Genomic DNA, 473 nt, shown 5'->3' with positions numbered 1-473 from the left:
AGATGTAGCTGCTGCTAGTCGTTTGTTAACCAGTGAAGAGCGAATGCTGTTGATTAAACTGATTTTGTCGGTCAAAAAACAGAAGTAGCGTTTTGTTCCAATAGATATTTTCTAATCAATAGTGTTTTAAATACGTAGCCTCAAACAACCAGTCTTCGAATAAATTGTCTACGAATAAATAATGTCAGGTATCGTCTTTTGTCCAGCTAGTTAGAGCTAAAATGATTGTTTCATGGTGAGGTGCTCACTACGGACATGAAACAATTAGTCTACTCTTCCGCGAAGTTGTTTGGTGGTGCTTCTTTGCTTTTTACTTTCTAAACGTCTTTTTTGAGAGCCGCGTGTTGGCTTGGTTGCTCGTCTCACTTTTTGAACTTTTGTTGCTTCTAAGATCAGCTCTTTCAAACGTACCAAAGCATCGTCTCGGTTTTGCTCCTGAGTTCTGTACTGTTGAGCTTTAATGATAATCACAC

The 473-nt window shown here is 38.7% G+C and carries 1 protein-coding gene and 1 pseudogene; one reads left to right on the top strand and one right to left on the bottom strand.

The window, feature by feature from the left end:
• Positions 1-88 (top strand): annotated as a pseudogene (locus tag AB4496_RS27110) (transcriptional regulator); the annotation flags it as partial.
• A 176-nt stretch (positions 89-264) separates the two neighbouring features.
• On the opposite strand, the gene AB4496_RS27105 reads toward AB4496_RS27110, so the two are convergent.
• Positions 265-473, bottom strand: a 209-nt coding sequence (locus AB4496_RS27105) for an aminoacyl-tRNA hydrolase (protein WP_372133029.1), incomplete at its 5' end; no start/stop codon positions are given.

Origin of the sequence: Vibrio sp. 10N.222.46.A1, assembly GCF_041473595.1 — a bacterium.
Classification (GTDB): Bacteria; Pseudomonadota; Gammaproteobacteria; order Enterobacterales; family Vibrionaceae; genus Vibrio; species Vibrio tasmaniensis_A.
The sequence above is the reverse complement of the archived record's forward strand: the minus strand, read 5'-3'. Positions and strand labels throughout refer to the sequence as shown.